This window comes from Candidatus Njordibacter sp. Uisw_056 (assembly GCF_047730085.1).
GTDB lineage: Bacteria > Pseudomonadota > Gammaproteobacteria > Pseudomonadales > Balneatricaceae > Njordibacter.
In genome coordinates, this window is sequence record NZ_CP159830.1 from 2756292 (window position 1) to 2771585 (window position 15294).

Genomic DNA, 15294 nt, shown 5'->3' on the forward strand with positions numbered 1-15294 from the left:
GTATAAACAATGAACACCCCAACCCCCGCCGCGAGCCCACAATTTGATACCACCTTTGCTAGCCTGCCAGAGCGTTTTTATAGCTATGCAAAACCCGTTCGCGTGGCTAATGCGGCACCTATTATCCAAAACCCAGCCCTTGCCAAAGAGCTAGGCATAGACCCTCAATGGCTAGCCTCTGATGAAGCCCTGCAAGTGCTGGCTGGCAATCAAACCGCCATGGGTTCCGCACCTATGGCTCAAGCCTATGCGGGCCACCAATTTGGTTCGTTTAACCCTCAATTAGGTGATGGCAGGGCTCATCTTTTAGGTGAAATTGTTTCACCAAGTGGCGAGCGTTTTGACTTGCAGCTTAAAGGCTCTGGGCCAACACCCTATTCTCGTCGGGGCGATGGGCGCTCACCGTTGGGCCCAGTGCTAAGGGAATACCTGCTTAGTGAAGCGATGGCAGCTTTAGGCGTACCGACGACCCGCAGCCTTGCTGCTGTGGCAACAGGCGAAACAGTAATGCGCCAAAGCCCTGCACCAGGTGCTGTATTAACTCGTATTGCACCCAGTCACATACGCGTTGGTAGCTTTGAAAATTTTGCCATGCAAGGCGATGAAGATGGCGTTAAAACACTAGCAGATTACTGCCTTTCGCGGCATTTTCCACATTTAATAAAGCAGCCACAGCCATACTTGGCATTACTCAATGAAGTGATAGAGCGCCAAGCCAAACTCATTGCTCAATGGCAAGGGTTTGGCTTTATTCATGGCGTAATGAACACTGATAACGTGCTCATTTGTGGTGCCACAGTCGACTATGGCCCCTGTGCTTTTATGGACGAGTTTAACCCTGATAAGGTGTTTAGTTCTATTGATCGCCAAGGCCGCTACCGTTATAACCAACAGCCTGGCATAGGCCAATGGAATGTCACCCGTCTGGCGCAAGCACTGTTGCCAATTTTGAATACAAATAGTGACCAGGCACTAGTAGATGCACAACAAGCACTTGATGACTATGCAAAGCATTATGGTATGGCATATCAACGTATAATGAGTAATAAGCTGGGTATGGGTGAGCCACAACCTGGCGATCAAGTATTAACGCAGCAACTCTTGGCCGTTATGGCTGAGCAGCAGCTAGATTTTACTTTGTGCTTTAGGTATTTGGTGGATCAAATAGCCACACCCACACAGCACCAGGCCATTGGCGACGCCTTTATTGCTCCTCACGAGTTATCTGTGTGGCTACAACAATGGCAGCAACGCTTAAGCACAGATCTGCAAACCAAGGAGCAACGCTACGAGCAAATGAACCGGGCTAATCCAGCATTTATTGCCCGTAATCATCAGGTTGAGTTGGTTATAAGAGCCGCCGAAGACATGGGCGATTACCAGCCCTTTTACGCCTTGTTAAAGGTGGTCCAGTCTCCTTGTAATTACCAGAAAAAACTAAAATCATTTGCCCTTGCACCCATGCCCCAAGAGGCTGTGCAGCATACTTTTTGTGGCACTTAGCCGCGCCCACAGGCAATAGAATCGGCAGTTAAAGTGCCTACCTACACCTCTAATAAAAATGTGACTGGGCCATCATTAGTAAGACTGACCTGCATATCGGCGCCAAACCTTCCTGTAGCCACAGGAAGGTTTTCCTTTGCTTTGGCTACAAAGTAATCATACATTTCTTCACCAAGGGCTGGAGTAGCAGCACTAGAGAAGCCAGGCCTTAAACCTTTTTTGGTATCCGCGACTAAGGTGAACTGACTAATAATAAGTATATTGCCACCCACCTGTTGTACATTGTGGTTCATTTTTCCATTTGCGTCAGCAAAAAAACGATAGTGAAGCACTTTGTGTAATAGCTGGTCTACTTTAGCTTGGTTGTCGTTTTTATCCACACCCAATAGCAACATAATGCCGTGATCAATCTGGCCAATGCATTGGCCTTCCACTTCTACTTTGGCTTGGGTAACTCGCTGCATTAGGGCTTTCATGAGTCATGATCCAAGCCATGGTTGCGACTATAGCCATTGACGCGAGGGCTAGACCAACCCTTCAAAGTCTCTGGCTTTGGCTGATATATTTCCACTTTGAGTGGGTAACACTTGGATGTATTACTAGAATGCTCGCTACTACAATCACCACCTGGGCAGGCTGATAGAGCACCTAACAAATCAATTTCTGCAAACAGGGTCAAATGATCCCCAGGCCTTACTGGGCTGGCTTTCATGAAATATTGATGCGTATCTTTACTAAACCCTGTGCACATAAACACATTTAGCACATCGTGTACTATGGCCTCTGCGGTATCCAGGGGTAGCTGAGTGTGAGCTAACATCGCTCGAGTAAGGTTGGAGTGGCAGCAATAATGGTACTCGTGCTGACCTAAAGCCTCATTGGTATAGGGGTCACATCGGGTGCCAATCACATCGTGCACGCTACCCCCAAAGCTATCCCAACCATACCAATCTAGCGTGTCATCAATCACGGTAGCCATGGGCCTTAGGTAGGGCAAATTACTCCATAATTTATCCCCCGTGCTCACATGAGTGCCGTGTAAAGCCCGGGTTTTACCACTAAAAAACCGTTCGTTTAAGTTGTCTTTGTGCCATAGGTTTAAATCCCCTACTTGAGGGCCTTCTACACTGACAATACGAAATACATGTCCCTTTGGCACTACGAAGCTGCGCGCGTCCCTAGCAGGGATAGTAATGCAATCCACAAGCGTCATGCCTTGCTGTAAGTTGCTGTAAAATGCCTCATCGAAGGCAGGTAGGGTATCATTGGGATAACACACCACTGGCGCTATATCCAAGCGCTGCTGGGCGTCTGCTGGTGGTGCATAGTGAGGTGTGTTTTTCATCGTTTGGCCTTATTAAAATGGATGCCTTTAAGCAAACTTAATCACAAGTTTGCCAAAAATTTCGACATACTTTAAAAATAAAGTTAATATAAAACATGGGCTTAACAGCATTAAGTGGGTTTTAAGCACCCTACCACCACCCCAACGTCCTTCCATTACCAGCAATAATAAGAACACAGGTTACCACATGTAAAACTATCCAGAACGTTCTGAAAGCTAATGCTTTTTTGACATCAGTTTGAGCTATTGGCAGGAACTCTGGCTTGTCTTCGTCACTTACACCAATAGGCATACCAACTGTTCTGGCCCATACTTTTAAAAATCTTCGTTGACCACTCATATGTGTATTTTTCAGTTGTAAATTTTAGACTTTAAGGTAATTTTAACTTAGTTTAAAGCTAAATTTCACTTCACTAATAAAGTGGTCCTTGTGGCACCCAGCATTAAGTTTAGGCACTTTAGCCTACATGGGTATGCACAGTAGAAGTTTACTGCGGGTCAGAAGCGCCAGCATCATGCTCCAGCCATTGCTATGCCGACACAGTCTCATTATCAGTGGCGACCTCTTGAACAAGAGAACCATCAGACAGGGCCAGTGTCTCACCCTTTAAATAAGTAGAGTTACCCTATGGGTTGGATAAAGTGATGCTTATATTCAAGGCGAAGTTCGTTCTTTAAAACTTTACCCATGGTATTTCTTGGCAATTGTTCCACGAAAAAAATGGCCTTAGGCCGCTTGTATGATGCTAGCTTTTGTTTCAGACTAATTTTTAAGTCACTCTCATTAATACTGCCCTGCAATGCAAGCACCACAACGGCTAACACGCCTTCACCAAAATCTGGATGCGGCGCACCAATCACTGCCGATTCGTAGACTCCCTCTAAGTCGTCCAATACAACTTCTATTTCTTTAGGGTAAATATTATACCCCCCAGAAATAATGAGGTCCTTAGACCTCCCCACAATAGATAGGTAATTTTCATTATCCATTATGCCAATATCACCTGTTATAAAAAATCCATCTTGACGGAATTCTTGTTTAGTTTTTTCAGGCATTTGCCAATACCCCTTAAACACATTAGGGCCTCGTATTTCAACAGATCCAGTCTCACCCCGAGGTAATTCTTTACCCGTATCTGCATCTGCAATACGCACTTCCACCCCCGGCAGCGGCATTCCTACCGAGCCTGCACGTCGTTCACCTAGATACGGATTAGACGTATTCATATTGGTCTCTGTCATGCCATAACGCTCTAAAATTGCAGTGCCAGTAATAGTTTGCCATTGCTGATGAGTTTCTGCTAATAAGGGGGCAGAACCGGAAACAAATAACCTCATATTGGCAATGACCTCAGGGTTAAGGTTGGCAGACTCTAGTAACCTAACGTAAAAAGTAGGCACCCCCATGAGCACAGTGGCTTTGTGCATCACAGATATAATCACTTCACTGTCAAACCGAGGCATAAGTAACATTGAAGACCCTGTGCATAGGGTAATATTAATGGCCACAAATAATCCATGGATATGGAAAATCGGCAGCGCATGAATCAACACATCACTGCTCTTAAAATGCCAGCATTCTTGCAACGATTGGGCATTAGATACAAGATTGCCATGAGTAAGCATGGCACCCTTAGAGCGACCTGTGGTTCCTGATGTATACAGAAATGAGGCTAGGTCATCTTTGGTTCGAGCGACCACATTAAATTTTTCCGTTGACGAAGGTAATGTATCGATCAGGGTCCCTTCACTATGAGCTGATAGGGTCAGCACCGTGGTTACTCCAGCTTGGTCAGCCAATTCCTGCAGGGCAGGTAGCTTTTCTGGGTCACAGACAAAAATTCGGGGTTTAGCATTATCTAAGAAATATTCAAGCTCTGAGGGGGTGTACGCTGTATTTAGAGGCAGAAAGATGCCTCCTGCTAGTATGGTTCCTAAATACAATTGTATCGATTCCATGGATTTCTCAACCTGCACAGCAACACAGTCTCCAGGTTTTAGGCCGGCCGCCTGCAGAGCAATAGCATGCTTTTCAGCAGTCTCAAACATCTCCCCATAGGATACGATTTTGCCATTTAGATCTTCTGCACACACGGAATCATTACGACCTACCGAAGCAGACCTTAAATGGTGGGCAAGATAATTAGTGTCATACATTGGCCATGTCCTCAAAAATTATATTTAACAAGCCTACCCACCAGATCTGCAAAAATAGTAGTTTAGTTATAAGCGGGTGCTTCCTAACTTTGTTCACTCATATTGAAATTAAAAAGGCTAACCATAACCCCCAAAAAATTTTTAGCCTAACTCTACTAGTGTCTGCCTGAGTATTATTTTTGACTAAGAAGGTAGCCACCACCTGGGGCTATAGGATCAAGTTTTAAGGTATTTAAAATTTCGTAAGTCGTTGCAACAGCTGCTGAAATTGTAGGAATGCCTGACGCTTTCTCAATTTTTTCAATGGACGGTAAAGAAGGCATCTGCACGCAGGCAGATGCAACAATGGCATCCACACCAGTAACGTCTAATCGTTTCCAAAGCTCAGCAGGGGCATTAGGATCCTGGGCTGCAACTTGCAAATTATTTTGAATTTCAAGCGCCATAAAATCTTGTACTTCAATACCTTCACTTTCAATATAATCCACCACCATTTTAGTGAGCGGTTTCATATATGGACAGATCATGGACACCTTTTTAGCCCCCATAGCATGCAGTGAATCAACTAAGGCCCCTGCCGAACTTACTATAGGAGTAGGCAGTCCATTGGCCACACATGCATCATAAAGCCTCTTTTGTGACACTTTATGATAGCCTACACCACGGCTCATAATGGCTACTAGGCAAGCATATGCCTGTACCTCAACAGCAGCATCTGATAATTCAACGGCACAACGCAAACTGTCGTCATCCATGCGTTCCAACTCTTCTTTTGAAACGTTTTTCATACGCATTCTTGAAGAATGAAAAGTAAAGCGATCAGGAAGAATTTGTTCACGGGCATGCAATAATGCAGGAATTTCCGTTTCCATGGTCACATTTGAGCTAGGCACAATGAGTCCAATACGGCGATACAAATTAGGTGGGTTCATAAAGGTTAAATCCAAAGTAAAGCGTTTTAGAGAGGTTTTGATTAATTCAGGACGATGTGGGTTACCAAACAAGGCCCTAACAATTCTGAGGTGAAAAGTTAGAGCAAGTCTTAAATCATAACGATGACCCCATTAACGTATTAGGTAACCAGGTTGCAAGGCTTGGCATTAGACAGAGTAATAAAATAGCCACCACCATACAGCCGACAAAAGGCAACGAGCCAAGCAAAACAGATTTCAAAGGTATCTGAGGCGCAATCCCATTAATGACATAGAGGTTTAAGCCCACCGGGGGCGAGATTAAACCAATTTCCATATTAATGGTCAGCACTACCGCAAACCAGATAGGGTCAAATCCAGCATTCACTATGATAGGTAGCAATATAGGTGATGCCATTAAAATGACCGCAACAGGGGGTAAAAAGAAACCAGCAATAAGTAGGAAAATATTGATGATAATCATCAAGTACCATCGATTGATATCAAGCGTGCCAATCCACTCTGCAATAGATTGAGTGATAAATAGGCTAGATAACATATATGAAAATACACCTGCTGCTGCGATGATAAATAGAATCATCACACTCTCTTTAGTACTGTCTCGAAACACAACCCATAAGTCTTTTGGACTAGTTAAGCGATAAATAACCATAGCAATAACAAGGCAGAGTAAAGCCCCCACTGCGGCTGTTTCGGAAGGTGTCGCAACACCGCCGTACATTGAATAGAGCACGCCCACAATAATGAGAATAAAAGGCAATACCCGTGGCAAAATTTCAAATTTTTCACGCCAGCTGTAAACAGTCTTAACCATTAATGCCTGATTACCAGAGCGCCAAGTGGCGTAAATTGACCAGGCCATAAATAAGGTTACTAGCATCAGCCCTGGAATGACTCCCGCTAAAAATAGGCGACCAATAGATGTCTCAGTAGCAATGCCGTAAACAATCATAGTGACTGACGGCGGAATTAAGATACCCAAGGTACCGCCAGCTGCAATAGAGCCCGCAGCAATACCCTCTGGATAGCCACGTTTGAGCATTTCTGGAATGCCCATTTTACCAATGGCTGCGCAGGTTGCTGGGCTAGAACCAGACATAGCAGCAAACATTGCACAGGCGCCTAGATTAGAAATCACTAATCCGCCTGGTACTCGGGTCAACCAGCGTTCCAGCGCTTCATAAAGGTCTGCACCTGCTCTAGTTGATGAAATAGATGCGCCCATAATAATAAACATGGGAATTGATAAGAGTGCAAAGCTGTCAAGCTTTCCAAAGAATATTTCTGGCATTAATGCCAACGATGGTGCGCCATCAAATATCAAAATAAATAAGCCAGAGACTACCAGCAATCCAATGCCTACAGAGATACCTGAAAAGAGTATTAAAATAGTACTGGCACCCACCAAGGCACCTAACAGTAGAGGATCCATTAATCTGCTTCCAGGCCAAAAGGCGCTTCAAGTTTTAGTACAATAGCAGCTAAGTCAGACGTTAATTGCAGTATGAGTAGGCTAAAGCCAATGGGTAAAGACGAATAGACGATCCACAAAGATGGTGCCCAAACACTGTCTGAGGTCCAACCTCGGGTAAAGGCTAAATGCCAAAATTCATAACTGAACCACAACATAATTGAAATGGTGAAAATAGAAATTGAGTAGGTGAAGATGGCTAAGAAATATCTTCCACTTGGGGGTAACATCAGAGGAATTAAATTGACATTAACATGCCCACGCAGTTGCTGGACAAATGGCAGGCCAATTAATGTGGCTGCAACAATCAAAAATACTACTGCTTCAGTTTGCCAAACAGTTGACCCATTGAGCACGAAGCGCACAAAGATCATTTGGCAGGTAATAGCAATAGCTATAACGGTCATTCCAGCTGAGCACCATCCAGACAGGGTAGACAGGAAAGCAACAACTTTAAAGAAAACAGGTTTATGTGTTTTAGCGCGCTCAGCATTACTGTGTGCATTACCACTCATTTAATTACCTTTTTTATTAATTTTTGGCCTAACTTAAGGGGCCTTACTTGGCATTGTTCATCCCAAGCAAGGCCTATTAGTTTTTACTAGTCAACTGATAAGGCTAGGTCAAGCAAGGCTTGTCCATCAGCAACCGAGTTCACAAACTCTTTGTAAGAGGTTTCTACTGCAATATCACGCCATGCATCAAAATCGGCCTGGGTCATTTCTGCAATTTCAACACCTGCATTACGGAACGTTTCTACTGATTTAGCATCTTGTGTTTTAGCTTCCTCTAGATAAAAGGCTTCAGCTTTTTTTGCAGCAGCTAATAGCGCTGTTTGTTGCTGAGCATTTAAACCGTCAAACTTATCCTTACTCATGATCAGTGGCTGATACAAGAACCACAAAGCTATATTTTCAGAAGCTGGGGTATAGCACTTAACTTGCTCATAAATACGATAGGATACAAAGGATGATGATGAGGTGTTTGCAGCGTTAAGGACGCCAGTTTGCATTGCACTATAAATATCGGCTGAACTCATAGAGGTAATTGAAGCACCCGCGCCTATTAACATTTGCTCAAATGATTTGCCCGCAGCACGTATTTGTAGCCCCTTGACATCCTCAGGCTTAACGATGCATTTATCTTTACCCACAAAACCGCCAGCAAGATAGCCGTGCACCAACACCATGACGTTATCTTCAGCCATTTTGTCTTGCAAAGCGGCCATAAATGGCGATTGAGTTAGACGTGCGGCATGATCATGGTTTTTTACTAAACCTGGCATCAAGGTTAAGCTTACGGCTGGTTGCTGCCCAGCAGCATAGCTTAAAGGAAACACAGACATGTCTAATAAGTTTCGACTGATATAGTTATACTGTTCCTTAGGCTTTACCAAAGACTTTGAAGGAAATATTTTGATGTTAAGGTCGACACCTGCAGCAGCCACTTCGTCAGCAACAATTTGCGCTACCTTGTGACGCACGTCTTTAGTAGACCACTGATGAGAAAGTTTAAGCTCAGTGGCATTAACAGCCCCTGATAGAGTTATTATTGCAGCACATGTCGCTGTTGTTATTGTTTTTAACTGAAACATTTTTGTCTTACTCCTATGATGTTAAAAATCACTTCTATATGTTTAGGCGGTGAGTAAATTTAGGCCTACCCTCTGAAAAGAAACTTACCAACAGCAGGTTATTACCAAATAAACTGCGTGTAAGCCACTTCAAATTACACCAACCCTGACATAGGTGATGACTCATATTATTATAATAAGTATACGTATACAACCTATAAAAATACATATAGAGGATATATATAGACATTGCATAGCTAAATACGATTAAATAGGGCCGTGAAAAATTGATATATGAATATTTGGAATAATTGATGACCCTTGCGGCAGACAAACTAATAGCTCAAATCACCAAAGAAATTTCCTCAGGGTTATTGCGACCAGGTGATCAACTAGAAGAAACCGCTTTAGTAGAGCGCTTTAGCGTTTCGCGAACCCCTATACGTGAAGCTATTAGGGCAATGGTTGGATTTGGCCTACTAGAAACCAGGCCTAGAAAAGGGGCTATTGTTCGAGTTTTAACACCCAAGGAATTACTTGATCTATTTGAGGTGGGCGCAGGTTTGGAAGGTATGGCATGCAGGTTAGCAGCAGCGTCTCTAACAGAGGACCATGCGAAAGCTATTAAAAAAGCTCTAGACAATTGTAAAGCTGGGGCTGATACCAGCGATAAAGTTCAATATAGCATCGCAAACCTCGAATTTCACGCTGCTATCCATGCAGCCACAGATAATCATTGGCTCATTGAGCAGCTTCAAAAAATTGGCATCCACATTAACCCTTACCGCTCTTTGCCCTATGATATTAGAGGCCGTCTAGCAAAATCTATTCAAGAGCATACCATTATATGTGAAGCCATCCTTGCGGGTGAAGGCGAGAAAGCCAGCGAGCTAATGCGGGACCATATATTGCTGCAGGGTAAACGCCTACCTGCTGTGTTAAAAATGAAGTCCCAGCAGGTGGATTAACGTACCCACACCCCCCTTTCTGTTTGGGGCGAAGCACTATTTTACTCAGCTAGTGATCACTAATCCCAACTATCTACGTCTTTTTGAACCATATGAAACTGTTTGACCCCATCAACCAAGCAATAGTCCATAGCGTCATCCACTGTTGTGCCACTCAACTTAGCACGATTAACATACGCTCGTAGCTTGCTGTGCTGATCTTTAGTCACAGACTGAGAGTTTCCAACCCAGTAGATGATATGGACTAAAGCATCTTTATGCTTCTTTTCTTGTCTAAGAAGATTGGCTAAATCTTTACTGACGTGTGAATCAAGCGCTACAAGCGCATCTGCACCTGCGCTCTGGCTAGCCGTATACTTACTATAAAACTGCTTTTGGGCTTGAAGTAAGGCCCAAGCCTCGGTGTTGTTTTTTTCACGCATGGCTATCTGCGCTTCATTTCCTTTATCTAGCGCCAACAACAAGTAGTCTGCATCCTCAGCCACGCTCGCTGCGGGCTCAGTATCGAAGTCTTCTTCTGTTACCACATTAGAAAGGGCTTCATCCCCTCCATTGTTTTCATTATGCTGCTTGGTTGTCATATGTTTTTTAAATTTCTTCCATAACCAAGCCAATACCAGCACAACAATTAATATATATAAATAGTCAACCATAATAATTACATTCCATAGCAAATTAACCAGAGCACTTGCCTCCAGTTTAAAGGGGTAGGCCACTCCATACGATCATAACCACTTCAATGCTGAAGTTCTAGTTCAGCACTATTAGAGATAAGGTGGAGATGGCCTAAAACCAAACATATGAGCGTTTTTCTATGTGAATTGATTGCAGAACCAAATTCACAATGCGGCTATAAAGCCTGCAATAATTATCTTTACTCTCCTTAAAAGTGCGTTAGCGAGATTATGGGGATGCCGTTTCAGGGCCTAGCCACCTGGATTCTAGAGATATAATCCATGCTCTATAAAAACTCAGTTTAGAGTTACGCCTTGCAGCTTAGGCTTTTTTAAAGCGCACCTTAACGTCAGGTTACTATCCTTAATAAGGCTTTTAAAACAAACTAAAATGACTTCTTTAGTGTCAGCGGTCTCCAGAGTAAAGGTGGAGGGCCGCTAGGAATGCCTCCCATAAAAGTTTGAGCTGAGTAGTTATCGATAGTTTACTATTGTGAATTGACTCTAGTACTGGGCACTCAATTATAAACACACTGGTGGAAGCGCCAATTAAGAACTTTTCTTATAAAAAATAGTATAAACTAAATGAAGTTGGCAGTGTTAGAGCACATAAGCATTAGCGCACAAAGTTCATTGACGTAATTTTTATGGTCACCGTTAATCGGGCGTTTGCATGTAACCACCACTTGATGGTCGTATAAATAGATAGGATGTATAAATATGTTAACAACAAATATTAGAATGAAAATATTTGGGTCAGTGCTGGCCCTGACAATAGCTGGGCCTGCCCAGGCAGGTGAAAATGGCTGGCAAGACATCGATCTACCTTTAACTCAGAAACAATTTTGTCGCGTATATGAAAGTAATGTCGAAGCGTTAAATATTGCTATTAATTCACGCAATGACATAAAAATGAATGTGGCTTTAGATAACATAGAGCAAGATTTGATTTCTTTACTACCGGGTTATCAGTATGAAAATTGGGTTGGAAAAATGCGAACTGTTTCCCAGGGCCCAGACGGGAATGTAGGTGTTGAAGTGAGCATTCAGTGCAACCTAAGCCTAGCATCTGGCAACGGTAGCAAAGAGGCCAACAACGCAATACGTTCAATGGACATCACACCTGAAAGTCGTTTATATAGAGAGCTGTCTAAGCTGGATTATGACGACTATGTATTAATGTCAGGCCATCTAATAGATTTTGAAAATGGTCCAACTGCAGCGGGTGATGATGACAAATTCAGGAACAGTGGATCTTTTATTGTTAATATGACCAAGTTAAGTAAATACTAAAAATAAGGAATTGGTTATGCCGTGGCGCCTGGCAGTATTGACATTTTTGTTCAGCATTTCATTACTCAGCCATGGCGCAGGGGCGATAGTGCTCCCTGAGCATGATTCAGTCACTTATAACCGCATAGTTATATCTACAAACGAAGCCCGCAAGGCAAGCGATGTTTGGATAGTGGTGAATGTAAAGCTTTATGGTACCAAAGTACTTGGTAAAAAGTTTCTTAACAACTCTGTCGAGTTCTCTTACGACTCCCACTTCATGGGCAACCGTGCTGATTTGGGGTTAAAAATAGCCAACTCCTCTTCTCGTGTGGCGGCAAGCATATCCAAGGCAGTTTCACGTGGCAAATATAAGCAACACAAGAGAGATTGGGGGGTAAGCATGTATGTTGGTGCCGCAAAGTATGGCCGCCAACAGGATATGACGCAATTTTTATATGGTGCCAAGGCCAACAGTGAGCAAGATTATATAATGCTAGCGTGGATGTTGGCCAATTCGAATGACATCATAAAATATGCAGTCGAGAATGACTCAAGGATGTCTTCGAGGGCAAAAATTGGTTGGAGAAAAGTGGGTGATTTCACTCGTGCTGCTTATGGTGGCAGTGTTAGCAATCTTAATAAAATTTTGGCCGCTGCCGACGATAAGACGCCATCAGCAAGCACAGCCAAAATAGTCGCAAAAAAACTCACCCCCCAACTCTCCTTTAAAACACGTGATTTAATAAATGGATTGGAAAGCAAAAATAAGCAATTAACATTTCAGGTTAAGTCATTGAATGAACGCTCTACATACCTGAAAAAGCAAAGTGAAAAATTCATTGCAGACACAGCTTCATCAACGAAAAAGCTTACATACGCAAATAAATCACTGACCTTTCGAATTGAAAAACTAAATGAGTGGATCGTCTCTCTTAAAGAGGAAAATGAAAAACTGTCAGCCAAGGCACAGCTAGTCAGCCAAGGACCCTCTTCGGCATTTTCTACTAAATATCGCCTTTTCATACAACGGGTAAAAGGCCAACAACAAACACCTTTAGGGTACATTACACTCGCATTAGAAAATGGAAAGTTAGTAACCGCTAGTCGTGGAAAATCTTTTATGAAGAATTATCTGCCAACGCAAGTGGTTGGAACCTATGCAGATGATGGTGATTTTAAGCTTTTGATTACTGCTGATTTTATGAGAGAGGGGGCTTCCTTTCAACGAACTGATATGACCATTAAAGGGAATTTATTTACACCAAAGAGTATAACAATAAAAGACCAATACAGTGTTTTTAACTTCAGTGCACAAACTCTTATAGAAAAAGAGGCCCTCGGCTGTTATCGATACAGAGCAAAGGCATTTATTAAGCCATCGAAAACAAATCAACGTTGTGATGCTGGCACTATTTATATTTCCAGTGCTGAGATGGCTGCAAAAAAACTATCTTTGGCTAGTAGCCAAATGGTCATTAAAATTATCGATAACGCAAAAAAAATCAGTAGCCAACAACAGCAACTTATTATGCTGAATACAAAATTAGGCAAAGCAATAAACAACCCACCTCAAAGTAAAATGGTTAGCCAAACTCAAGAGCGTAACAAGGAGCTTGTACTTGAGGTTGGGGTATTAAAGCAGCAAATGGCTATGAATGCTAAAACAGCAGAAGCCACATTAAACCAGCCCCAAAGTAAAACTGTTAAGAAAACTAAGCAACGTAATAACCAGCTTACCCTTGAGGTTGTCTCGTTGAAGGAGCGTATAGCTGACCTTAATAGTAAACTGCTAACTAGCGAATTGGCTGCGTTTGAGGACGCTGATAAGATTGCCCTGGGTTTTTGTGTAAGTACAAAGCTCAAACACATATATGCCATTGCCTCTAATAATTCTTGCGTAACACCTTACGTTGAAATGGACCAAGCAAGCGTGATTGGTTTTTCACAAGCATCAGGTATTGAGGATGTGACAACATGGCCATGGGTCTCCGTAAAATCATTAACAAATGCCCAAATTAAAACAATTCAGTACCTTTTGGTGCGTGAGGGATTTTCAACTTCACAACCAGATGGTTTACTTGGGCCCAAAACCATCAAGGCGATACAGTCACTGCTAAGTAAAATAGGTAGCGAGCAAAGTAATAAGGTTGTCAGTAGCCAGCTTTATTTACAAAAAGACTTGCTTGACCTTTTGCTAACCAATGCTCAGCTGGCTGAAATAAAAGACCTGCAAAGGCAAACGGCTGAATCCAACAATGTAATAAACATAAAAGATGATCAGATCAATCAACTATCCATTAAAATTAATGGCCTAGTTAAAACGGCTTCCACTAGGCGACAAGTCGATGAGGCCGCCTATAAACTAAAAGTATCTAAACTGAATGACCAAGTTAACAGCCTTAACCAACAAATAGCTGAAAAAAATACAACACAAAGGCAGAGTTTGTTGTCTAAAAATGCTGTGGCAAGCCAACTCACCTCAGACTTGGTGACTGCCGAAACAACCATTACAGCAAAAGATGCTGAAATTAAACGTCTAACTAATGAATTAGCTGTTGTAAAAGTAAAGTCTAAGAATAATCAAATAAATGACTCTTCATTTATGGAAACCTTAAGTGACGAGTGGCGCCCATTGATTGTGGACATGCCACTTACAGAGCGTTTATTTTGCGATCTGTACCACGACTTTAGACTCAAGAAAGATAAGGCTGAAAAGTCAAATAATCAAATTCGGGTCAACATGGTGCATCGATCCTTCCAAGAAGACTTAGATAGCCTGCTCCCTCGAGGCTCACTCGATCAATGGATTGTGAAAGTGTTACAGGTATCTCAGGTGGCCGGTGGAGATGCCGCAATAATTGCTGAGCTGCCATGTGATGTTCTTGTCGGTTCTGGCACAATGAATACAGAGGAAGGCTCTGATGATCAATTGAGCTGGGTGGCTACAATTCCCTATAGCTCGAGGCTCTACAACGAATTAGCAAAGGTAAGTATAGGAGACTTTGTTAACGTTTCTGGAACATTTGTGCAAATTGAAGCATTTAAATCTGGCAGAAACGAGACCTTTTATGCATCTAACAGCATTGGCAAAAACCCTTTAGTGGCAGAGTTGGGGTTAGATAAAGATCTATATCTACTGGACTTAGCCTATTTCATGATGTTGCGTTAATCGATAAGCTAAGACCATTTATAGCGGTCGTAACCAATACGTTGCTGCGGCCGCTACCTTCGCCTAACAGATCGTGAGTGACCTATCAGATTAAAACCAAAAATTTTCTCGTAATTAACGTGTTACGGGTTAGGTGTGTCTGTCATAAAGCACATACTGAAGTGGGTCATTAAGTATTTACTTAAGCACCGTTAACAAAACACAAAGCCTCTTTTCCCACTTTATTT

12 protein-coding genes are annotated in these 15294 nt (G+C 42.6%); 4 read left to right on the forward strand and 8 right to left on the reverse strand.

Going from position 1 to position 15294, the window contains the following annotated elements; translation table 11 throughout:
- Window positions 1–9 precede the first annotated feature (9 nt).
- Window positions 10–1503 (forward strand): protein adenylyltransferase SelO, encoded by a 1494-nt coding sequence (locus ABXT60_RS13185; RefSeq protein WP_443630555.1) that lies wholly within the window; start codon window positions 10–12, stop codon window positions 1501–1503.
- 41 nt (window positions 1504–1544) lie between these two features.
- On the opposite strand, the gene dtd is transcribed toward ABXT60_RS13185, so the two are convergent.
- The 7 genes from dtd to dctP all read right to left on the reverse strand — a co-directional run bounded on the left by dtd (window position 1545) and on the right by dctP (window position 9002).
- Window positions 1545–1979: a D-aminoacyl-tRNA deacylase gene (gene dtd / locus ABXT60_RS13190; RefSeq protein WP_443630556.1), complete on the reverse strand. Its 435-nt coding sequence runs from the start codon at window positions 1977–1979 to the stop codon at window positions 1545–1547.
- A complete protein-coding gene (locus ABXT60_RS13195; protein WP_443630557.1) occupies window positions 1976–2848 on the reverse strand; it encodes an urea carboxylase-associated family protein in 873 nt (290 codons plus the stop codon). The genes dtd and ABXT60_RS13195 overlap by 4 nt, the downstream gene beginning before the upstream one ends.
- Window positions 2849–3469: 621 nt before the next feature.
- Window positions 3470–5005: a malonate--CoA ligase gene (locus ABXT60_RS13200; protein ID WP_443630558.1), complete on the reverse strand. Its 1536-nt coding sequence runs from the start codon at window positions 5003–5005 to the stop codon at window positions 3470–3472.
- Between the two features lie 173 nt (window positions 5006–5178).
- On the reverse strand, window positions 5179–5937 hold the full coding sequence (locus ABXT60_RS13205) for a maleate cis-trans isomerase family protein (RefSeq protein ID WP_443630559.1): 759 nt from the start codon (window positions 5935–5937) through the stop codon (window positions 5179–5181).
- 115 nt (window positions 5938–6052) lie between these two features.
- Entirely contained in the window at window positions 6053–7369 is a 1317-nt protein-coding gene (locus ABXT60_RS13210) for a TRAP transporter large permease (RefSeq protein ID WP_443630560.1), read from the reverse strand.
- Entirely contained in the window at window positions 7369–7923 is a 555-nt protein-coding gene (locus ABXT60_RS13215; RefSeq protein ID WP_443630561.1) for a TRAP transporter small permease, read from the reverse strand. Before ABXT60_RS13215 ends, ABXT60_RS13210 begins: the two co-directional genes overlap by 1 nt.
- A gap of 86 nt (window positions 7924–8009) precedes the next feature.
- On the reverse strand, window positions 8010–9002 hold the full coding sequence (gene dctP, locus ABXT60_RS13220; RefSeq protein WP_443630562.1) for a TRAP transporter substrate-binding protein DctP: 993 nt from the start codon (window positions 9000–9002) through the stop codon (window positions 8010–8012).
- Between the two features lie 293 nt (window positions 9003–9295).
- On the opposite strand from dctP, the gene ABXT60_RS13225 reads away from it, so the two are divergent.
- Window positions 9296–9949, forward strand: a complete 654-nt coding sequence (locus ABXT60_RS13225; RefSeq protein ID WP_443630563.1) for a GntR family transcriptional regulator — start codon at window positions 9296–9298, stop codon at window positions 9947–9949.
- A gap of 59 nt (window positions 9950–10008) precedes the next feature.
- Here ABXT60_RS13225 and ABXT60_RS13230 read toward each other — a convergent pair whose 3' ends face one another.
- On the reverse strand, window positions 10009–10602 hold the full coding sequence (locus tag ABXT60_RS13230; RefSeq protein WP_443630564.1) for a hypothetical protein: 594 nt from the start codon (window positions 10600–10602) through the stop codon (window positions 10009–10011).
- Window positions 10603–11343: 741 nt separating this feature from the next.
- On the opposite strand from ABXT60_RS13230, the gene ABXT60_RS13235 reads away from it, so the two are divergent.
- Both ABXT60_RS13235 and ABXT60_RS13240 read left to right on the forward strand, forming a co-directional pair.
- A complete protein-coding gene (locus ABXT60_RS13235) occupies window positions 11344–11916 on the forward strand; it encodes a hypothetical protein (RefSeq protein ID WP_443630565.1) in 573 nt (190 codons plus the stop codon).
- A gap of 37 nt (window positions 11917–11953) precedes the next feature.
- Complete coding sequence (locus ABXT60_RS13240; RefSeq protein ID WP_443630566.1) at window positions 11954–15067, forward strand: peptidoglycan-binding domain-containing protein; 3114 nt, start codon at window positions 11954–11956, stop codon at window positions 15065–15067.
- Window positions 15068–15294: the final 227 nt, after the last annotated feature.